At 38.9% G+C, this 21890-nt stretch carries 18 protein-coding genes and 1 tRNA gene; 4 read left to right on the top strand and 15 right to left on the bottom strand.

Translation table 11 applies throughout. The features are described from left to right. Positions 1 to 3: 3 nt before the first annotated feature. Positions 4 to 1788 carry an arylsulfatase gene (locus PP182_RS11340; protein ID WP_272651367.1) on the bottom strand — a complete coding sequence of 595 codons (1785 nt, stop codon included), beginning with the start codon at positions 1786 to 1788 and terminating at the stop codon, positions 4 to 6. A gap of 6 nt (positions 1789 to 1794) precedes the next feature. Beyond that, on the bottom strand, positions 1795 to 2916 hold the full coding sequence (locus PP182_RS11345; RefSeq protein WP_272651368.1) for a glycoside hydrolase family 130 protein: 1122 nt from the start codon (positions 2914 to 2916) through the stop codon (positions 1795 to 1797). Positions 2917 to 3061: 145 nt separating this feature from the next. Between PP182_RS11345 and PP182_RS11350 the strand changes: the two genes are divergently transcribed. The 3 genes from PP182_RS11350 to PP182_RS11360 all read left to right on the top strand — a co-directional run bounded on the left by PP182_RS11350 (position 3062) and on the right by PP182_RS11360 (position 5015). Next, positions 3062 to 3784: a M15 family metallopeptidase gene (locus PP182_RS11350; protein WP_272651369.1), complete on the top strand. Its 723-nt coding sequence runs from the start codon at positions 3062 to 3064 to the stop codon at positions 3782 to 3784. Positions 3785 to 3834: 50 nt separating this feature from the next. Then, on the top strand, positions 3835 to 4746 hold the full coding sequence (locus PP182_RS11355; protein ID WP_272651370.1) for an alpha/beta hydrolase: 912 nt from the start codon (positions 3835 to 3837) through the stop codon (positions 4744 to 4746). Positions 4747 to 4941: 195 nt separating this feature from the next. Beyond that, positions 4942 to 5015: transfer RNA gene (locus PP182_RS11360), tRNA-Pro, on the top strand. 245 nt (positions 5016 to 5260) lie between these two features. On the opposite strand, the gene PP182_RS11365 is transcribed toward PP182_RS11360, so the two are convergent. Further along, a complete protein-coding gene (locus PP182_RS11365; protein WP_272651371.1) occupies positions 5261 to 5671 on the bottom strand; it encodes a response regulator in 411 nt (136 codons plus the stop codon). Positions 5672 to 5676: 5 nt separating this feature from the next. Then, complete coding sequence (locus tag PP182_RS11370; RefSeq protein ID WP_272651372.1) at positions 5677 to 7473, bottom strand: sensor histidine kinase; 1797 nt, start codon at positions 7471 to 7473, stop codon at positions 5677 to 5679. Between the two features lie 362 nt (positions 7474 to 7835). Between PP182_RS11370 and PP182_RS11375 the strand changes: the two genes are divergently transcribed. Then, positions 7836 to 9563 carry an APC family permease gene (locus tag PP182_RS11375; protein WP_272651373.1) on the top strand — a complete coding sequence of 576 codons (1728 nt, stop codon included), beginning with the start codon at positions 7836 to 7838 and terminating at the stop codon, positions 9561 to 9563. Positions 9564 to 9608: 45 nt separating this feature from the next. Here PP182_RS11375 and PP182_RS11380 read toward each other — a convergent pair whose 3' ends face one another. From PP182_RS11380 to PP182_RS11430, 11 genes are all read right to left on the bottom strand, one after another. Further along, on the bottom strand, positions 9609 to 10451 hold the full coding sequence (locus tag PP182_RS11380) for a universal stress protein (RefSeq protein WP_272651374.1): 843 nt from the start codon (positions 10449 to 10451) through the stop codon (positions 9609 to 9611). A gap of 139 nt (positions 10452 to 10590) precedes the next feature. Beyond that, positions 10591 to 11004: a DUF6691 family protein gene (locus PP182_RS11385; protein WP_272651375.1), complete on the bottom strand. Its 414-nt coding sequence runs from the start codon at positions 11002 to 11004 to the stop codon at positions 10591 to 10593. Positions 11005 to 11006: 2 nt separating this feature from the next. Then, positions 11007 to 11567 (bottom strand): YeeE/YedE family protein, encoded by a 561-nt coding sequence (locus PP182_RS11390; protein WP_272651376.1) that lies wholly within the window; start codon positions 11565 to 11567, stop codon positions 11007 to 11009. Between the two features lie 102 nt (positions 11568 to 11669). Continuing rightward, complete coding sequence (locus PP182_RS11395; protein ID WP_272651377.1) at positions 11670 to 11858, bottom strand: YgaP family membrane protein; 189 nt, start codon at positions 11856 to 11858, stop codon at positions 11670 to 11672. 10 nt (positions 11859 to 11868) lie between these two features. Next, positions 11869 to 12174, bottom strand: a complete 306-nt coding sequence (locus tag PP182_RS11400) for a hypothetical protein (RefSeq protein ID WP_272651378.1) — start codon at positions 12172 to 12174, stop codon at positions 11869 to 11871. An 11-nt stretch (positions 12175 to 12185) separates the two neighbouring features. Beyond that, on the bottom strand, positions 12186 to 15419 hold the full coding sequence (locus tag PP182_RS11405) for an efflux RND transporter permease subunit (RefSeq protein ID WP_272651379.1): 3234 nt from the start codon (positions 15417 to 15419) through the stop codon (positions 12186 to 12188). A 130-nt stretch (positions 15420 to 15549) separates the two neighbouring features. Next, on the bottom strand, positions 15550 to 16623 hold the full coding sequence (locus PP182_RS11410; protein ID WP_272651380.1) for an efflux RND transporter periplasmic adaptor subunit: 1074 nt from the start codon (positions 16621 to 16623) through the stop codon (positions 15550 to 15552). Positions 16624 to 16654: 31 nt separating this feature from the next. Further along, a complete protein-coding gene (locus PP182_RS11415) occupies positions 16655 to 17959 on the bottom strand; it encodes a TolC family protein (RefSeq protein WP_272651381.1) in 1305 nt (434 codons plus the stop codon). Positions 17960 to 18175: 216 nt separating this feature from the next. Then, positions 18176 to 18388, bottom strand: coding sequence for a DUF6132 family protein (locus PP182_RS11420; RefSeq protein ID WP_272651382.1), 213 nt, complete (start codon positions 18386 to 18388; stop codon positions 18176 to 18178). Between the two features lie 171 nt (positions 18389 to 18559). Further along, a complete protein-coding gene (locus tag PP182_RS11425; RefSeq protein WP_272651383.1) occupies positions 18560 to 20014 on the bottom strand; it encodes an NAD(P)/FAD-dependent oxidoreductase in 1455 nt (484 codons plus the stop codon). 556 nt (positions 20015 to 20570) lie between these two features. Beyond that, positions 20571 to 21890 carry an acetolactate decarboxylase gene (locus PP182_RS11430; RefSeq protein WP_272651384.1) on the bottom strand — a complete coding sequence of 440 codons (1320 nt, stop codon included), beginning with the start codon at positions 21888 to 21890 and terminating at the stop codon, positions 20571 to 20573.

A 21890-nucleotide genomic window follows, 5' to 3' on the forward strand; every position in this document is an offset into this window, starting at 1 on the left:
TAATCAGTCCACACGCTCAAATTGTAGTAGACGGACCTCAGGACCGCTACTTTTCATTCGGTTTGCCTTTAAAACAAGGGGTGTTCTTTTGGCATCAAGACTAATTATTCCCATATCTATGGGTTTAAAATCCTTAATGTAAGACTCCATGCGCTCTACCCGGTCGTTTTCCATGCCTTTTAGCGGTGGGTCATGTACCGTATCCAGCATTTTGACGAGGATGTTTTTTCCTTGGCTTAAAATGAGCTCAACTCCCTCATTGTCCTTCGGTAGGGAGTAATAGAGCGTTACCTGGTACTTTCCTTTTTTCAATACGTCCACATCCCAAAAAATAGAATCCCGGGCTTGGGTCCATTGGGAGAAAAAAGTGTTATTGGGAAAACGGTTACTGCGCTCTATTTTACCCGATGGAACGCCGTCTCGGGCCGGTAATTGGGTGAATTTGTATTTGGGATGTCCCAAGGTAAAGGGTCGGGTATCCGATGTATGGGTTAACGGCGGGTATTGGGTTAACCACTTTTCTCGTTCCCGTATTAATGAGTCTCGCAGTACTTGGAATTTATCCGAAACATCTTGTTTTTGTCCCGGATCGCTGTTCATTTCATATAATCTGTTCTCATGGTCCAAGCGAAAATCTTGTGTCCTGAGACTGGTATGTCCTTCCCAATGGTTATAAAGAATACGGTCTTCAAAAGTAGCACCTGGGTCCCAAATTAGGGGTGCTAAATTTTTACCATCCATTTGCAAATCATTTTTAGGAATTTCCAAAAGACCAAGCAGGGTAGGGGTTATATCAATAGCTCCCCCAATGGACTGTACCTTTGTTCCCATTTTTATATGGTCCTTCCATTGAATGAAAAAGGGTGTTTTGACACCTCCTTCATCGGTAGAGCCCTTTCTTCCTCGCATACCTCCATTCCATCGCCAACCATTGGGTCCGTTGTCCGAAAGATAGATTACTATAGTATTTTCTTCTAAATCCAACCTTTCCAAGTTCTCTAGAATACGGCCTACATTATCATCGATATTTTCTACCATGGCCAATGCAGCTCGTGTAAAGAGAATATTTTCAGCTTCCGGGTTTTGATATGTCATTTTTAACTCCTTATTTTTAAAACGATCCCAATAGGGGTTGGGTACCTGCATAGGACTATGGGGAGTGTTCAGGGGTAGGTATATAAAAAAAGGATTATCCTTGTTCGCTTTCATAAAGTCAATGCTATGATCGGCAAGGTCATCCGTTAAAAAACCGCTACCCTGGACGAGTTCCCCGTTATGCTCCAATAGGGGACTAAAATAGTTGCCCCAGTGGCCCGAGGCGAATCCATAGAACTCATCAAATCCTCTGGCATTGGGATGATAGGGAGGTTGCATACCGTTGTGCCATTTTCCAAAAGCAGCGGTTTGGTATCCATTTTCCCTGAGAATTTCAGCTATCGTTGGTACGCTAAAGTCCATGCGCTCCCCACCTGCAGAGGTACCATGCACGCCGAGACGGTTAAAATATTTTCCAGTTAATAGTTCGGCCCTGGTAGGGGAACATACAGGTTGAACAAAGAAATTGGTAAACGACACACCATTTTTGGCAATGGCATCGATATTAGGTGTATTCAGATTCGTATTCCCATGAAAACTAAGGTCTCCCCATCCTTGATCATCGGCCATAATCAAAATAACATTGGGTTTTTTCAATGTTATTTCTGTGGAAACCTGATTCCTTTCTTTACAACCCGTCAAAAGGAGGAGAAGCAAAATAGCGTAGGCAACTTCTCTTTGTATCTTGAACATAATGTATTATTCCTTTATCGCTAATCCCACCATGGAATCGGCTGTTCCATAATATAAAAACCATTGGTCCTTAAAATAGACCAATCCTTGAATAAAGGTTGTTCCAGCCTTATATTGTCCGCTGACTTCATGGGGTAGACTTGGGCAAATAAAAGGGGTTTCCAGCCTGGAAATCATTTTCGAAGGATTATCCTTGTCGAATAAGACTTGCCCTCCACAGTAGGTACCTTCCGGATATTTATCCGTAGCACCTTCTCCAGATAAATTCTTTCCATTGTATAATAGAAGAATTCCATTTTCAGTGAATAAGGCAGGGGGTCCTGGCTCGGTCAAATGGCTATCAAACTCATTCAAAGTCGGTTTAAAGACATGGAGGAGTTCACCATTTTCATCCAGCATAGGTGTCCAATCAATACCATTTTCACTTTCAGCAAGGTTTACGAATAATTCGCCCCAGTACATCAAGTATTTACCATCAAACTTTTTGGCAATCAACCTATCATTTTTCAATTCGGTAACCACAGAACCTGATTTACTCCAAATATCCAAGAATTTACCGTCATAGGCCTTCTGAAAAATAGGGCCGTGATTGGTCCAGTTTTTTAAATCGGGAGAGGACGCTACGGATAATCTGGCCACATCCTTGTTCCAACTTGTGTAATACATCAAATAGTTGCCCTCTGGAGTTTCAATGACTCTGGGATCTTCCATTCCTCCTGGGTAATCCCATTTCTTGAATTCATCATTTTGAGGAAAAAAAATGGGTTTCGGATATTTGGTAAAGTCGATTCCGTTGGTACTATAGGCCAAGCCTATCCGTGAAGTACGCCCTCCCAGAATGGCATCGGGATTGTCCTCTGCCCTAAAAAGAAGGAAAACGGTATCGTTTCTAACGATGGCTCCAGGATTGAATACATCCGCTTTTTGCCATTGAACCTCATTCCCCGTCATCGGGTCCGTAAATACAAAGGTAGAGTCCGGGATCATGATTGGATTTTTATCGGCTTTTTCAAAACCTAGCATCCATTTGGATACGGGTTCCGGTTCCTCATGTTTTGTTACGGTCGTTTTATTTTTGCAACAAGTAAGTAAAGCAAGTAGTACTAAGGGGAGAATTCTTGTAGACATGTTTGGTTTTTGTTTGACTGTGAGTGGTTAAGGTACTAATAATTCGATTTAGGACGATGGAACAATTTGGAAATTGGTTTTGTATCCTTTGACCCTCTAGGAAGTTGATCTAAATAAATGTATTTTAAACCCCTCAAAACCGAAGATGAAATATTTTTTTTACAGCCTTGTCCTACTTTCTTTTTTATCCTGTAAAAATGGTGAAAAGGTAGAAAAGGAAGAAACATCCAACATAGTAGAAGAGAAGGAGGAGAAGAAAATCATTCAGGACGAAAAAAAGGAATCTCCACAAGTATATTTAAAGTCCTTTGATGGGTTGGCGGATACCACTTTCATAAGATTAGCGGATTACAGTGTAGATTTTGCATATGATATGCGTTATGCCACGGAAAACAACTTTTTAAAGGCCAAAGTTTATGATTGTGCGGAATGTTACACTAGGGTTAAAACAGCCAAGGCCTTAATTGCCGCGAACAAGGACTTTATGGAGAAGGGTGTGAAAATAAAGTTTTATGATTGCTATAGGCCAAACTCCGTACAGTACAAAATGTGGGATATTGTTCCCAATCCCCAGTATGTCGCCAATCCGGTAAAAGGTTCTATTCATAATAAAGGAGGGGCTGTGGATATAAGCTTGGTGGATATGGATGGTGCGGAACTGAACATGGGAACCGATTTCGATTTTTTTGGAAAAAGGGCTTATCATGACAATATGGACCTTCCTCAAGAGATTCTGGATAACCGAAAGCTATTAAAGGAAACGATGGAAAAGCATGGATTTTGGTCCATACGAACAGAATGGTGGCATTACAACCTGTCTTCAGCATCCAATGAAAAAATAGCAGACTTTAAGTGGGACTGCGAATAATTAATTCTAAAAACTATTGGACAAGACGGACAATAACAAATTTTAATTACATGAAAAACATAATTTTTGGCATCTTACTGTTAATGGCCATAACAGTACAATCACAAGACACTATAATGCCCCTGTGGCCCGATGGAAAAATTCCGAATCAGCTAAAAATGGATGAAAAGGAAATCCATAAAAATGAGGGTATATTAATAATCAGTAAGGTACAGAAACCTACTATAGAAGTATATCTGCCTTCACAAAGAAATGCTACGGGAGAGGCCATGTTAATTTTCCCTGGAGGAGGGTATGGTGTTTTGGCCTATGACTGGGAAGGTACTGATATCGCAAAGTTATTGAATAGTAAGGGAATCGCAGGCATCGTTGTTAAATATAGACTTCCATCTAATGCTTCCCAAAAGGACAAACATTTCGTTCCTTTAATGGATGCGCAACGAGCAATGCGGTTGGTTAGAAGCCATGCTAAGGCGTATCAAATTGACCCTAAAAAGATTGGAATAATTGGGTTTTCAGCTGGCGGACATTTAGCTTCCACCCTTGGCACCCATTTTGATGAGAAAGTCTATGATTCTGTGGACGATGCAGATAATGAAAGTGCGCGCCCGGATTTTATGGCGTTGGGGTATCCTGTGATTACTTTTGGGATTAATACGCATGGAGGGTCTAGAAAAAACTTGATTGGAGAAAATCCCCCAGTAGATTTGGTGGACCATTTTTCGAATGAAAAACAGGTGTCTCCTCAAACGCCTCCAACGTTTTTGGTACACGCTACAGATGACACAGGAGTACCAGTGGAGAATAGCTTGTTATTTTATAGGGCGTTGAAGGATAATGGGGTTTCCGTTACCATGCATATTTACCCTAAAGGTGGGCATGGATTTTCCTTAGCGCGAAATGATATGCACTTACGCGGTTGGACGGAAAGAATGTTTGAATGGATAGAAAGTCTGCGTTGATTTTAAATTTCATAAAAAGATAGGGGGTAATCTATATATCTTTTTTATTTTTGCCATCCAATTTCGGGATGTAGCCCTTCGACACTTCGTCTGCGCTCAGTGCAGGCGAGCTCAGGATAAACTGCACTACAGGATGTTCTGAGGAGGTCTAAAAACTACGAGGCCAACACTTAGTTGGTCCTTATATTGAAGTTTCGGGATGTAGCGCAGTCCGGTAGCGCACTCGGCTGGGGGTCGAGTGGTCGCAGGTTCAAATCCTGTCATCCCGACTGAATGGAAAAGTGATTTGCATTTGCAAATCACTTTTTTGTATTTTGTTCTTTTTACGGCCCGGTTGTACAGCCTTAATTATTCAATTTAGTCTAAGAATTTATGATATAATTAGTGTCTAGTTTAACTGATAATTTATTCACTAAAGAATTGACGAAAATCTGCCTAATTATTGGAGTGTTGAGACTATGGATATTATAACACTAAATTAATGATCGTAATACTATTTTATGGTTATTTGGAATTACCAACTATCATTATAGGCTTTCTTAAAAATTTCGGTAAGTTCATCCTCTTTTAGAGGTTTTATCATGTACCCTGTCAATTCTTCGAAACTTTTGGCCCTTTTAATATCCTCCTCCCTGGAAGATGAGCTTATCATATAAATATTGATATGCTGTTCAAGTTTAGGTTTTAGTTTTTTAAACTCGGCCAAAAACCCCCATCCATCCAAAAATGGCATGTTTATATCCAATAAAATAATCTCGGGTAGTTCCCGTCCTTTTTGGACTTGGTCCGAAATAAAGTCGATAGCTTGGGCTCCGTCCGTAAAGGAATTAACTACGAGATCATCGGTTAATTTTTGGATTGATTTTTCCATAAGATAAAGATAAATCTCATCGTCATCTACTAACAAAATGTTTGATTTTTCCATATTGATTAAAAGGTTATTTTAAAAGTGGTTCCTATATTTTCTTCACTTTTAACGGAGATTAGGGCATCTAAAGCCTCTAATTGGGACTTCACTAGAAATAATCCCATGCCTTTGCCCGAGACGTTTCGGTGAAATCTTTTGTATAAACCAAAAAGGTTTTCCCCATGCTTTTCTAAATCGATACCCAACCCATTATCCCTAATATACATGACCTTTTTGTTGTCCTCATATGCTGTTTCAAAATGAATGAATGAATTTGTATCCTTTCGTTTGTATTTTATGGCATTGGACATTAAATTTTGGATAATGCTTTGTAAATAAAATTTAGAGAAGGAAACTTGATTCCAATCATCTGTTTTTACAATTACATTAAAATTTGAATTATCCAATAATGTTTCTGTAAATTCATGTTTAACTTTTTCTATTACTAGATTTACATCAACATTTTTAACGGCAATCTTCTTATTGTCCAAAATAGAGATGTATTCACTGATATCGTCAGTAAGGTCTAAGATGCTTTTTGAAACCTTTTCAAGCTTTAATAGCAAATTTGTTCTTTCTCCGGGTTCCTTTTCGTTTTTGAGCATGTTAACAATGACAGACATGCTCGTAACGGGCGCTTTTAAGTTGTGGGATACCACATAATTAAATTCACTTAATTGATTATTACGCACTTCCAAACGACGATTAATATCGGATATAAGGATATTTTGTTCTTGTAGTTTATTCCTCTTAAATGCCAAACGTTTATTTTTAGTTTCCAGTTCCTTGTAAAATTCAGCTCTCTGTAACCTTCTTCTTTGAACTAGGTAAATAATCACAAATAAGTTAATGATTGCAAAAAAGTTGAATACAAGAAGCCCCGTATAAATAGGAAATAAATTTTCGAACATATCCTTCTCAGGGATTTGCATGGCTATGATCCATTGAGTAGGCGTCTTAATATTCAACAGATCATAGGAATACGGGCTAACCATAGAATGTTGTCGGTTAAGGTCTAAATGGCTGATTGTCCAAAGACTTTTATTATGCAGGAAACTAGTATCCTGAGCTATTTTGAACTGTTTTCTTGGTAATTTTGCAATGGATAGACTATCAAGACCCTCTAGGACAATTCTTGCACTTGGTAAATTTTCCTCTAAAGTATTGGTTGCGATAATATTGGAATCGGAATCCAATAAATAGAAGTTGTCATTGATTAGGCTCGATTTCAATTGGTCCAAAATTCTATTCATCTTAAAATTTATGACTACAACTCCAAACTTCTTACCGTCGATATCAAAAATAGGCGCAACGGCCCTTATAACAGGCTTATATGGTTTTTCTATAACTCCGAACTCTTTGTTTAGGTCTATTTGTGATAGGTACACATCTCCTGGACGTAAGTTAAGGCCGGCCTTTACATATTCCCTTTGACTTTTATCCTGTAAAGTGTCACTAATAATGGTTTCCCTTCCTAGTTGTTCCACTCGAAAAAACTCCTTTCCCTCCATATCTAAATACCGGAACTGATCGTAATCCCTAGTACCTTCTATAAGGTCCATGTAGGGCCCCATCATCCTGGAATGGGTTTCATTAGGATCGAAGTTTTTAGGATAATTTAAGTTTGACCAGTAGTTGATATCATGGATAATTCCAGAGAAAAGATCTACCACAAGGTTTTTTTTCTGAATAGCAGCTCTCTCCTGTATTTGAGTGAGTTGCTCTATTTGATTATTTTTTTGAAGGTAAAAGAATAATAAGGACAACACCAGAATAGGTGCGTAGAGAAATATAAAAAATTTAAAAACTCTTTTCCACATAAAATCAAATAGAGTTTAAAACAATATTACTAATCCTCGTCAATTGGGAACCAATTGAACTGGAATTTGTAAGTTAAAAGATTTTCCAAGGTAGATAAAATTCCTACAAATAAAGAATCCTTTTCCAAAGAATTTTGATTCGTTCAAATCACAATAGGTGGCAAAAAGATTGAGTTAAATCCGGCTTCTATTCGAAAATTTTTTAATATGAGTTTATTAAATCTAAAGCTTAATTAAGTCTTCAATTTACCTTTTAAAAGTTATAGCGTTCAAAGTTTTCCATATCAGCCCTATTTCCTAATAGGTTGTTTCTTAATTTTAACATATATAGGTCGTTAACTTTGGAACACTAAGTAAAAACCATGAAAAAGAAGTTAAACCAATTGGAGGCTACAGCAATCTGCGGAAATGATATCAGTTCTTCTTGTTTGTATGTATCAGCTCTTGCCATAGTTTATGCTGGTCAGTATGCTTGGATTTCCCTATTAATGGTAGCCGCTGTTCTTTTTTTATTTCGGAAAATTTATGGTGAAGTGGTTGGTGCCTTACCTCTCAATGGGGGAGCTTATAATGCATTGTTAAATACAACAAAAAAATCTACAGCTTCCTTGGCGGCTTCCTTGACAGTTCTGTCTTATATGGCAACGGCGGTTATCTCATCGAGTGAAGCTGTAAAATACGCCCATAGTATTTGGGGATATATACCAGTGTTGCCTACAACAATAACTTTACTTTTGGTTTTTATGGGTTTGGTGATTTTGGGAATTGGAGAATCGTCTAAAGTTGCGATTGGTATATTTATATTTCACCTTATCTCTTTAACCATTCTATGTACTTTTTGTCTGAATTACTTTTTTGAAAATGGGTTCGAAGTGTTGTCGGCCAACTTTAATATGCCAATACAGGGTGGTGTTATAACAGCCCTATTTCTTGGATTTTCTGCCTCTATGCTTGGAATAAGCGGCTTTGAAAGCTCGGCCAATTATGTAGAAGAGCAACAAAAAGGGGTGTTTTCCAAAACTTTGAGGAACATGTGGATTGTGGTAACTATTTTCAATCCACTCATTGCCTTTCTTGCTTTGGCAATTGTTCCTATTGGTGCGGTAGTGGAAAATCAAGATTCTTTATTGTCCCTTATGGGAGGATTGTCCGGTGGAAATTGGCTTTCCTATTTAATTGGAATTGATGCGGCCTTAGTACTAAGTGGCGCCGTACTTACTTCTTTCGTTGGGGTAGGCGGTCTGATGGAAAGAATGGCTTTGGATAGAATTTTACCCAATCCCTTGTTAAGAAAGAACAAACGTGGAAGTTCCTATCTAATTTTTATACTATTCTTTATTCTCTGTACCTCCATTCTCTTTGTAACCCAAGGGGATTTAGCCAAATTAGCAGGTGTATATACCATTGCATTTTTAGCTGTGATGACCTTATTTGGCGTAGGAAATATGCTTTTAAAGATAAACAGGAGTCGACTGCCCCGACCTGAAAGAGCTAGTTGGCTTGGGTTAAGTTTAGCTGTTTCAGCAACAGTAGCCGCTATCATCGGTAATATTATTCTTAACCCCGAGTATTTAGGTATTTTTTTAGAGTATCTATTACCCACTTTGCTGGTTGTTTTCTTTATGTTGAAGCGCACTTTCGTACTTCGTTCATTCTTATATTTAATACGGTATCTCTTTCCCAAAAGTGGTTTTCTTAGTGGATTACAGGAAAGGATTCAGTTGCTAATTCATAAAATAAACGGGCAGCAGTTTGTTTATTTTACCAACCATGACGACGTAGCTACCTTAAATAAAATAATGATATATATTAAGGAAAATGAGGCGACAAGAAAATTAAAAATCGTATCGGTTTTGGATAAGGGTGTCCAGGTAATTAAAAACTTAAAAAACGATATACAGGTATTGAACAGGGCCTATCCTTCCATTGAAATTGAATTTATTGAAGTAGAAGGGGTTTTTGGTCCCGAAAAAATTACGGAGCTATCCAAGACATGGAGTATACCAACTAACTTTATGTTTATAGGTTCTCCGGGCGATAAATTTCCTTATCGATTAGAGGAACTTGGAGAAGTACGTTTGATAATATAATGATAATAGTTTTGAATTGGTTTTGTAAATCAGAAATTGTGGGATTCATTTTAGACTTAAATGATTTATTGATAAAAGGGGAATATTAATTTGAGATTCCATAGACCTCACGAGGTCCTTATGAAATAGTTTTTTAAATAAATTATGTTCATCCCTTTCCAATAAAGCCACTATATCGGGATTTTCATCGTCCATGTACTTTCGTAGGCCTAAAGTTATGGATTCGGAGGTGACAATATTAAAGGATAAGTTCCCGTAATCTATTTTGTTAAGTAACATTTCTTTAAACCACTCCAATTGTTCTTCTCCTTTCTTATCATCGTCCGTATCTACATGTACTATTTTAAGGGACATGTCTTCCTTGGGAAATAACTTGGTAATATGATCGATAGCCCTAATGTCCTCTTCTTCAAAGTCGGTTGCATAAAGCACTTTTTTAATGGGTCGGAAGGATATCTTGTTTGGTACTATTAAAAGTTTGCAAGTTGTTTTGTTAAGCAGGCTATTTGCTATGTTTCCTGAAAACAACCCTCTTCGAGTGTGTTCATCTTTCATCCCCATAACCAACAAATTAATATCCATTCCATTGGCATGATCTAAAATGGTTTTGGATATGGAAGTACCGTACTCAACTTTATAGGTAAGTGAGAGACTATCCGCTTCTGGTATGGAATTCTGGATGCAATATTTAATGAGAAACTCCTGCTTTTCAGTTTTAAGGCTCCGTTGTATTTGATCTTCGGTTTTTATGGTTCTACCTGCAATGGGAGGTATATCATAAACATATAAAATCACCAAATCTGCCTTTAATTGCAATGATAGTTTCTGCACATATTGAAGTGCAGGAACGGAGTTTTTAGTGCAATCTGTGGCATATAGAATAGTCATCGGTATAAATTTAGGGTTTACCCTAAATTATGATTTCTATTTGAACAGGATGATGATAAAAATCATGTTATCCCAAACAATAAAGTAATAAATTATTCTCTTGCCCCTGTATAACCTGATTAGGTTAGGAAAGGGAATTTTAATGGGGTAGTTTGTTTTTTACGATTCCGTATACAAAAGTTCCTAAAAGTGCACCGCCAATCACCACTAAAATAGAATAATAACCAGCTCCTACAAGTACATACATAGGTCCTGGGCAAGCCCCTGCCAGGGCCCAACCTAATCCAAAAATAATACCACCGAATAAATAATTGACAACCCCTTTTTTCTTAGGGTATAAATTCATTTCTGCACCGCCTATTGCTTTTATTTTGAATTTCTTAATCAATTGTATCCCGATTACCCCCAATATAAGGGCAGAGCCAATAATACCATACATGTGAAATGAACCAAATTGAAACATTTCATATATTCTGAACCATGAAGATGCTTCGGATTTATACATAATGATTCCGAAAAATATACCGATAATTAAATAGCTTATATATCTCATCTTTAACTAAAAATTAGGGGGAATAAAAGGTGAACCATAACAAGGCCACCAATAAAAAAACCGATGACCGCAATCAAGGAAGGTAGTTGCAGATTACTAAGGCCAGAAATAGCATGACCACTGGTACATCCACCGGCATAACGGGCTCCAAAGCCAACCAAAAAACCACCTAAAATTAAAATGATCAAAACAAAGGGGTCCGCTAAATTTTCGGATGCAAAAAGTTCTGTTGGCAAATAGGCAGAACCGGCACTTTCGATTCCGTAATCTTGCGAAAGATGAGTTGTAGTTTTAGGATTTATTTCAACAGTATTATTGGATAAGAATTGTGATGCTATAAAACCACCGATAACCGAACCAAGAACAACCGTGAGGTTCCAACGTTGTGATTTCCAATCGAATTTAAAGAAATCACTGTATTTTCCAGCACCACCAATAGAACACATAGTTCTTAAGTTAGAAGACATACCAAATTGCTTTCCTGCATACAGCAGTAAAAACATGGTAAGTGCTATTAAAGGGCCGGCCACATACCAAGGCCAAGGTTCATAAATCCAGTCCATAACAATTTTTATAGAACAAATATATGATATTGATCAGGTTATTGTATGTAACATTGGTTACAGAAAATGGATATGGACTCTTAACTGAACTAGTTCACGGTTTTAATTTTTTTTCAAACCTAGTTTTAAAAGAATGGTTTCCAGTAAACACCATTTGGTGAAGGCAGATTGAATTAAATTAACGCCAATAAATACCGTAAACCATAGCCAATTGATATTTACATAGATGGCTAAAACAACGCTAAGCAAAATAAATGTTCCAACGATAACTCTAAAATAGGTATTCAGCATTTTTTTAATTTTAAATGGATTTTTCAATTGGAACCACAACCGCTTTGATAGGGTTATTGGTTTTTAAATTTTCATTAAACGCTTTGATGAGTGTAAACAGGGTGTCAATATTCTCGTTTTCGGTAAAAGAGAAAAATAAGCTGGACTGCACACCACTTTTTTCGCTTGAAAACCAACTGGCGGTCCTCACCAAAGCCATATGATTTTTAAAACCTTCGATATCTGAGCCGCTAAAACTTTCTATGTCGGCTTTTTTAAAGAGACGTATAATATCTTTTTCAAATTCTTCTACAACGGTGACAATGAGTAGTTTCATAGGTATATTTTTTATTCTTTAGTGTTACTGGTATTTTCGATGTTTTCTACTTCTGGGTAATTTTTACGTTCTATCATATAATACACTAAGGGCACCACTAAAAGAGTCAATACAGTGGAGACGATTGTTCCGCCCATTAGAGAAATAGCCAACCCTTGGAAAATAGGATCAAAAAGGATAACGAATGCACCAATTACAACGGTGCCGGCGGTGAGCAAAATAGGAGTTGTTCGCACTGCACCTGCTTCGATTGCCGCTTGTTTAATGGGTACCCCTTCCTCTAAACGTAAGTTGATGAAATCGATAAGTAGGACCGAATTACGTACCATTATACCTGCCAAAGCGATCATACCGATAAAAGAAGTAGCAGTGAAAAAAGCACCCATAATCCAATGTCCTAAAATAATTCCTATCAATGATAAGGGTATGGCCACCATCATCACCACTGGAGCCTTAAAGTTTTGGAACCATCCTACAATCAAGATGTATATTAAAATAATGGCTCCTAAAAAGGCGATACCCAAATCCCTAAAAACTTCTAAGGTAATTTGCCATTCACCATCCCATTTTACGGTGTAGTCATCTTCATATTCTGGCTGGCCCAAGTACATTTCATTAATATCGAACCCTGCGGGTAATGGTATTTCCTTCAATTTATCTTCCATTCCTAAAATGGCATATGCAGGACTCTCTAAGGATCCGGCCATATCGGCCATTACATAGACCACACGTTTTTGGTTCTTTCGGTAAATGCTTTTTGCGCTTATGGTTTCTTTTATGTCAACCAAGTCTGCAATGGGCACCATACCACCTTGCTTGGAGGTAATCTTTAATTGGGAAATATCGGTAATGGTAGATTTCTCCTTTTCATCGAGGGCTAATATTAAACCAACTTGGTTACTGGCGTTTTCATCATATAAATTGGTAATGGCCCTGTTGGATAGTGCCATGTTCATGGTATAGGCAATCTGTTGGGGAGCCACACCATAGAGCATCGCTTTTTCCTTATCGATTATGAATTCATACTCTGTTTGGTCCGCCTCTACCATCCAATCGATATCAACCACATCCGTAGTGTTCTTTAATATAGTTTGCACGTGATTGGCTAGCTTAATTTGCTCCTCGTAATCAGGCCCATAAATCTCTGCTACGATGGTAGACAATACAGGAGGTCCCGGTGGTACCTCTACCAATTTTACGTTGGCATTATATCTGGCTGCAATTTTTTGAATATCCGGCCGTAGTAATTTGGCAATATCATGGCTTTGCGCGGAACGCTCGCCCTTATCTACAAGATTAACCTGTATATCCGCCATATTGCTACCACCACGTAGGTCGTAATGCCGCACCAAGCCATTGAAGGTAATAGGGGCAGAGGTACCAATATAATTTTGATAGTTCACTACTTCAGAGCGGGTAGCTAAGTATTGTGAAATTTCTTGGGCTACTACGCCGGTACGCTCAAGGGTAGTACCCTCCGGCATGTCGATTACTACTTGAAACTCGTTTTTGTTATCAAAAGGCAGCATCTTTACCGCTACCGATTTGGTGAAAAACAACACCATAGAACCCATGAGCAATAAAAAGGTCAATCCTAAAAACAACCAACGCTTGTTTTTGTTCTCAATTAATGGGCGTTCAAATTTGTTATAGATTCTGTATATGTAGGTTTCTTCAAGTGGTTTTTCTACTTTCTCCTCTTGTCCTTTTTTATCTTTTTCCCTTAAAAAAATATAACCTAAATACGGCGTAATGGTCAGAGCAACGAACAATGATAAGATCATAGCAATAGAAGCTCCTATGGGCATTGGAGCCATATACGGTCCCATTAATCCCGACACGAATGCCATCGGTAAAACTGAAGCAATCACCGTAAAAGTGGCCAAAATGGTAGGGTTGCCTACTTCATTAATGGCATAGAGTGCAGCCTGTTTAAAGGGAAGTCGCTTCATTCTAAAATGCCGGTGCATGTTTTCGGCAATAATAATAGAGTCATCTACCACAATACCTGTCACAAAAACCAAGGCAAAAAGCGTTATCCTATTTAAGGTATAATCGAGCATATAATAGCTCAGTAATGTAAGGGCAAACGTAATGGGCACCGATAGAAAAACCACCAAACCACCTCGCCATCCCATGGCCAACATCACCACTAGGGTTACTGCAATGATAGAGCCAATAAGATGTAGCAACAGTTCAGAAACTTTATGCGATGCCGTTTCCCCATAGTTTCTAGTAATTTCTACATGTACATCATCAGGAATCAAGGTGGTGCGTAAATGTTCTACCTTATCGATAACGATATCGGCGATTTTCATGGCATCGGCCCCTTTTCTTTTCGCTACGGAAATGGTCACCGCAGGATATTCGGATTTATAATCGGCTACCTTAGTACTGGCCTGTCCAAAACCTAAAGAAACATAACTTTGAGGAATTTCAGGCCCATCGATAATACGGGCAATCTGTTTTAAATAAATCGGTTGGTCCTGCTGTACCCCGACCACAAGGTTCTCCACATCGGTAACCGATGCTAAAAATTTGCCCGTATTCACTAAGAATTCAGTATCGTTTTTATCAAAACTACCCGAACTCAATTGCGCATTGTTTGCTTTGATCATTTCGGAAACCGACAAGAAATCAAGTCCGCTGGCTGCCAATTTATCCTTATCCAAGACCACGCGTAACTGGCGGTCCTGATTCCCTATTTTATGGGTAATGGCCACATCGTTCACCTTCTTGATCTCACTTTCCAGCTCCTGGGCCATCTGGCTTAATTCGTAGCCATCGTAATTTTCACTCCAAAGCGTTAGTCCCAGCATGGGTACGTCGTCAATGGCACGTGTTTTTACCAAAGGGAAGGTTACGCCCGCAGGCATAATATCCATATGCTTGTTTATTTCATTGTACAATTTCACGAATGAGCGCTCAATGTCCTCGCCCACATAAAACTGCACGATCACCATTCCCTGTTCCTTCATAGAAGTCGAATACACATATTCCACCCCTTTAATGTTCGATATCAGTTTCTCCAAAGGTTTGATCACACGCGATTCTACCTCTGTAGGACTGGCGCCTGGGTACCCTACGAAAATATCCGCCATAGGCACATCGATTTGTGGTTCCTCTTCTCTCGGAATCAAAAACGAGCTATACACCCCAATGACCATGAAAACGATCATCAGGAGCACCGTTAACTTACTGCCTATAAACATTTTGGCAATTTTGCCAGCTAAACCTTCCTTCATGCTTTCTAGTTATTTTATTTGGACGTTTCCACCTGCCTTATGGCAGCTGGCCGGGCTTTTCGCTCATACTCCTCGGCACAAAAAAGTGCCTGTGGGGTAACCGCTGCAATCCCTAACGCGGACTTGTTTTTTACTTGGAGATTTTAGCTCCGTTATATAATTTACCTTCTGCCGATACAATGAATTGTTCATCGGCGGTCAAGCCAGATAGTATCTCCACCCTATCGCCAAAAGTTCGCCCCAGGCGGACCCAGCGCAATAGGGCGGTGTTACTTTGGCTTACGGTATAGATACCGGTCAATTGGCCATTTTTGACGATGGCATCGACAGGAATCATAATGGCGGAACTCGTGGTGCTTTTCGCCATTGGAAATTGCACGGTAGCGTACATTCCAGAGCGGATTTGCGTATCCGATTCGTCCAATATTACCTTCACCGGAAACTGTCCTCCGGTATTTTTGGAGGAGGTACTAACCTCCGTAACTTTACCCGTTATCATTTTGTCCACAGATTTTACTTGCACGGTTACCACTGTACCATTCTTTATTTCGATAATTTCAGATTCAGGGACCATGGCCATTATTTGATATTTACCGGGAGACTCAACTTCTAAAAGAGGCATACCAGGGTTGGCCATATCACCCGCATTAATAAATTTATTGGTGATCACCCCATCGAAAGGTGCTCTAATATTCGCGTATCCCATTTGAGCATTTACTTCGTTCTTCATTTGCTTGGCAGACTCCAATCGGGCTTTGGCCATGGTATAATTGGCCGTAATGTCATCCAATTCTTTTTGTGAGGCACTGTTTTCCTTAAACAATGTGGTATACCTATTAAAATCTTTTTCGGCATTGGTAAAAGCCGCGGTCGCTTCGGCAATACCAGCATTTACCTGTGCCAATTTTGCCGATACATCGGCATTGTTTACACTTATTAAGAGCTGACCTTCTCGTACCTTATCTCCGACCTTGACATAGATTTTATCTACGTATCCCATCATTCGGGTACTGAGGTTGGTGCTTTTGGCCGCTTCTACCTTTCCGCTTACGGTCAAAAATGGACGGCTATCGCCCTCGGTAACGGTTTTTGTTTCCACCTTTATGGGAGTACCGGTATCCGCTAGGTTTTTTTTCTCTTCGCTACCACAACTTGCCAAAAAGGAAATCGTTAAGAGTCCGATGATGTAATTTTTATGATTCATGAGTTTACTTTTTTATTGTTGGGGTTATTGTTTATCCTTTGGTTAAAAACTGTACATACGCCAATGCGTAATTATGTTGAAAAATAGTGGCATAATACTCCAGTTGTTTTTGAGCATACTGTGTTTCTGCCATGAGCAGGTCGGTGGTTTTTTCCAGGCCTTGCTCAAATCTATTCGCACGAATGCGTAATGCTTCTTTCGATTGTTCCATTGCCAACGCCGTAAGTGAAAGTTTGTTTTTGGCGTCTTGCAATCCTCGTATGGCCTTGTTCAATTCTAACTGACTTTCAGAAGTGTATTGTTCTAACTGTAATTTGGACTTATCATATTCTGCCTTACTTTTTTGGGATTTGCCAAAACGTTTGCTGCCTTCAAAAAGGTTCCATTTTAATTCGGCACCAAATAGATAACCATTGGCATTGCCTTGAAAAACCTTGTCGTCATGCATTTCATAAGTTCCAAAGGCATTAAGGCTTGGTAAAAATGCCATCTGATCGGCTTTATGCATTTGCTTATACGCTTCTGTAGCCGAGTTTAAGGCCTGAATATCTTTTCGGTTTTCGGATAATTCCGCATCAGTAATGTTATCCCCTTGGACCGTTAAAGAATCTGTAGGTTTTAAAATTTGATTTTCATCAGTGCTGGTCATTACCGATATATAGTTGCTCGCATTTAGTATATTGCTCTTGGCATATTGTAATTGATTGTCAATTTCCGTTACTCGAACTTCAACCGCCAACACGTCAGATTTTTGCAAGTACCCTTGTTGAAAACTATTGTTTGCAATACGTTGGTTCTCTTTGGCCGTTTCTTGAGCTTTTCGCAAGACCTCTACCGTTTTATAGGCAAGCTGTAATTGCATATAGGCCTTTTCCACTTCAAGCACCAAATATTCTTGGGTGCGTTCAGATTGTAGTTCGGTGGCATTCCATTTGGCCTTGGCGGCTTTACGTTGAAAAAAACCATCAAAGTTTAACAGGGGTTGCTGTACCACTACGCGCGTAGCATAATCTTCAATTTGCCTGGGGTCATTTAACAAATCTGGATTAAAATCTGCCGCCGTCAATATTTCTTGGTTCAGTTTAGAACCAAAGGCCATTAACGGATTGGTAGTCGCTATTCCCGTATGTGATACGCTGATGTTCGGCAGTAATATGGCATTGGTTTGATTAAAATCACCTTTGGCCGCCAACACATCTTGTTGGGCCATTTTTAGGGTATTGTTGTTCTCTATTACCTGAGATAAAATGTCTTCTTTGGCAATGGGTTTGACCTCTTGTGCCGTACCGGTATAAAAGGTGAACAGCGCTAATGCTATATAGGTATACTTTATCATTCTTGTTTAATTTATGACAAAGTTAGAGCGATAAAAGAGCGTACACAGTAACTTAGGTTACCTATCTCAATTTAGGTTTCTAAATACAATTATTCCAGAAGAGGTAGGTTTTACTGGGTATTTGAGAGTTGTGACAATTTTATAGAACCATAGTAAAATTAAAAGGGCACCCCATTAAATGAAGTACCCTTAAATAACCAACCAATTAAAGCAGACTCAAGTTTTTGAGTCTGTTTTCTTTTTTCTAGGTGAAGCTAAGAGATTAAAAAACAAACCACCCATTAGACCACCATACAAGGTACTGTTCACCGGTTTAGAGGTGATGACACAGGTGCCGCTCACACAACCAATTTCTACATAATAAATATACCCGGCTATGGCACCAATACCTATACCTAATAGTGTGGGAGTTATACTCCTTTTAGTCATGGTGTAGTTGTTTTTCGGGTTCCACCATGACCACCAGCTACAATTACCAATATCCTTAAACTCAACCAAATGAACTTAAAAAATTGGATTACAGGGTTCATCATAAAAAAACGCTTAGATTTTGATATTCGTTGTGTCATACTATCTGATTTTTAGTTTGCCTCTGTTATTTCATTCTGGAATGAGCCACCAGAAAGGTTTCATTTTCGCTTTGTAGAGAAAGGCATAGTGCAAGGCCATTTTTAACCAATGCCCTGCCAAACCGATTTCACCAAACGTTTTACTTAATTGCCTTCCCTGGGTGTCTGGATACTTTTTATAATCTGGTACAATAGGAAAGGTAGTAATGCTTATTCCGCTTCCTTTGGTCATACCATATCCCGCTGATGCGATACAGGCAGCACCCATATTTCCCATAGATCCTTTGTGATGTAATTCTTTTTTACCATTAATGATGTCAATAATATTATCCGCTACCAATTTGGCGGTTATTCCAGAGGGCATACCGGTCCTTGGCGGAGAAGGTGAAATGGAAGTTCCATTTTTACTAACTCTAGGTTTTGAAATGGCATGCGGAGGAGCAAACGCAATGCCCGGAGCGAATATATTTTTATACGATGGATTTTGATAGGTTTCTGGCCAATCTTGGACACTCCATTCTTCATATGGCTTTGGGGTATAATCTGCATCTACGATCATAAAACCCTTAAAAAGCTTATCTGTGATATCCTTTTCTTCTTTATCAAACGCCCTAAAACCATGCCCCGAAAATGCGGGAATCAACATGGCAAAATCATACGTTTCAGAAAGATACTCACCCTCCAGGTTTTCATAGTAAGCAATGCCGTCTTCAATTTTATTGACTCCGGCGCCAATGATCCATTTAATTCCACGGTCCTCAAAAACCATTTCTACCATTTCGCTTGATTTCATGATATTGCTACCATAACTCATAAGCATACCGTCCATACCAAAATCACCTAATTTAGGTTCGTTGGCAATCCATACGATTTCTGCTTTATCACGTACCTTATGACGTCTTAGCTCTTGTTCAACATTTAAAATATATTCAAAGGCGGCCCCTTGGCAGGTAGATTTTGCATGTCCGGTTCCAATTAAGATTTTGGCTTTTTTACCTTTTTTCATTTGTTGAATAAGGTCATCCAATGCATGCCATGCATGTTCTGCATGCGAATACGTGCAAACGGAATATGCTTTGTTGGTGCCAGGGTTTAGTCCTTCGGTCATATCAAAAGCTAGCTTTGGACCGGTAGCATTTATCAAATAGTCGTAAGTTACCTTTTCTTTTTGTCCTTTTTGTTCGCCAACTACATATTCAATGCTTACAAAGGGTTTGTGGGTTTCCTTGTCGCCTTCAGGATAAAAGGTCGTTACCTTAGCTTGTTTATAGCCAATACCTTTCTTGTTGTATAAGGGTTCTAGCGGAAATAAAATCTCCTTAGATTTCATTCTACCGATACCCACCCAAATATTGGATGGTATCCATTGGTAATTGCTATTTGGAGATACAACTACTACCTCTTGTTCTTTTGATAATTTACGGCGAAGATGGGCTGCGGCCACATGGCCTGCAATACCAGCTCCCAATACGACTATTTTGGACATTTTATTTGATTTTCGAATACATCTAATACACGAAATATATTTTATACATGTGGCTAGTCATGTAATCTTAGACCTATCCCTTCCCGTAAATTTCAGGATTATCATTAAGGTGTACAGCAACTTATGTTACAGAGGACATTGTTTTTTTAAGGAAGTTTTTAAATAGGTAATCAAGTTCCCCATGCCCTCTATCATCTACTTTACCAGTGAAATCCAGGGGCTGAAAGTATATGTATATGGTGAGCATGTCGAGGGCAAAAAAAATAAACCTTAACCTATTATAGTCCATATTCCGGCAACTTAACAAAGCAAATAAGGTTGTTTAATTAATTTTGAAACAATCGTAGGATGTAATTAAACCCGGATTGTGCACTAGAAAAGCTGTTACAGCTAAAAATTGCTTCAAAATAAAACGCTACGCTGTGTTTTCAATTTCACCATAGCGGTGCTATGCTAAAATTTCCAAACCACTTTATTTTATTGTGCTTTTTACCTTCACAACGCTCCCCTAATGCATATTCCGGGTTAACCGAAGGTATTAAGAATCCCAACCAATTTATTGCGAGCACTTTCGGGCATCCTTATTCAAAATATCCGTTTTCACAAAATCATTTTTTAATAAAGGATTCCATTCAAAATCGGTTAGTTCGGCTACCGTAAAAATAGTTTTTGGGTCCGTCCGTAGAAGCTTCTCTGAAAAATCATCTTCCATAGCTTTTAGACCCTCCAACTCACAGGAATTTAGCTCGCCTTTTATGGCTTTAGTACCAAGGAGATTAATCGATTCTGGTTTGACGCCCTGGTTCATCCGTACAACAACCGTTTTGCCATTGTCGATACGTTGTACCGTAAATAATCCGTCGAAGTCTTCGGAAATATAAAAGGAATTGTATTGGTAGCGACCGCCAGTAAGATATACGGCAGCATCGGTCAAACAGGGAGAAGGCTTACTTACAATTCGGGTATTGGTACGGTCGATAATGCCATCAGGGTAGAGTATTAATAGAGCTTCTTGCAAGGCTAAATGACCTACGACCAAGCCATCGCAAAGATGGCCATGTAACTTTGCCAAATCGTTCAGTTCCACTTTTTGGATATTGCCCAACCGACCTTTGGAGAAGTCAGTATCATTTACGCGAAATCCTGTTTTATAGCTTTTTGGTCTTACTGGAAGAAAAAGCGTAAGGGCCTTTACTGCTGTATTTATTTTATCCAAGTGTCCCATAAAAGTTTGGTCACTGCTTAAATAATGCACGTGGATGTAACTTTTCGAAGATGTGAAAATGCCTTGGTGCTTTTCGGAATAAAACCCCAATAGGGAACCACTACTATTGTTAAATAAAAATACTTGTTGCTTGAAATCCTCTCGATAGCCCTCTACATCGGCACTTCTCGGTGTTACGATATGGGTGGTTAAGGAATCAAAGCTCCCGATGATTTTAAAAGGGAAGGGCTCCTTGGTATCATAGCCGTTTTTCTGTGCAATGGTTGCCACTTTGTTCTGGATATCCTCCAATGCTGTAATATCTCCGGAAAGTTCAAATGCCTCCCATTCCGAAACATTGGCGTATACAAAAAAAGGAGAGCGTATATCCCAACTCTGACCAACTACCGATTTTCCTTTCTCCAAAGCGGAAGCATAAAAAGGTTTTCCGTTAAAGACCATTATTTCCCCCTTCATTCGGTCGTAGGGCCCTATGCCAAAAAGGTGTGATTTGTCGGGTAGGGTGTCTAGCCAAACCTGTGTCTGAAAGTTGTTCTTTCCCATCTCGTTCATAGCGCCGACGGTATAGACCTTACCGGATTGTTGTGCAAAACCAACTTGGGTTACTAATGCGATAAACAGGAGTGCAGCGTAAAGTTTCAATAGTTTCAT

Origin of the sequence: Maribacter sp. PR1 (assembly GCF_028464145.1) — a bacterium.
GTDB lineage: Bacteria > Bacteroidota > Bacteroidia > Flavobacteriales > Flavobacteriaceae > Maribacter.